General features: G+C 46.5%; 1 tRNA gene. It reads left to right on the top strand.

The features are described 5' to 3' along the window. Positions 1-175 precede the first annotated feature (175 nt). Positions 176-251, top strand: a tRNA-Glu gene (locus BS640_RS21845). Positions 252-417 lie beyond the last annotated feature (166 nt).

Here is a 417-nt window from a genome sequence, read left to right as displayed (position 1 = left end):
GTAGGGGAACCTGCGGTTGGATCACCTCCTTACCTCAAGATACGCATTGTGCAGTGTCCACACAGATTGTCTGATAGATGTAAACGAGCAAGCGCTACCTGTTGATGCAGTAAGGGAAACCTTACGCTGATACGAAAGAAGCGCCGGGTTTTATCACCTGGTGCGGCATTTTCGTGTCCCCATCGTCTAGAGGCCTAGGACACTGCCCTTTCACGGCTGTAACAGGGGTTCGAATCCCCTTGGGGACGCCACGCCGATAATGTGTGAAAGACATTATCACTCTGTACCTTAGCGGGTCAGAATTTATCTTAAAGATGACTTTAACGAGTCGTGTTTAAGATATTGCTCTTTAACAATCTGGAACAAGCTGAAAAATTGAAATGATACAGCTGAACATAACTCTCCGTAGAAGTACTG

It is taken from the genome of Rouxiella badensis, assembly GCF_002093665.1.
Classification (GTDB): domain Bacteria; phylum Pseudomonadota; class Gammaproteobacteria; order Enterobacterales; family Enterobacteriaceae; genus Rouxiella; species Rouxiella badensis.
Note: the sequence above shows the minus strand (reverse complement) of the source record. Positions and strands in the feature narration are given on the sequence as shown.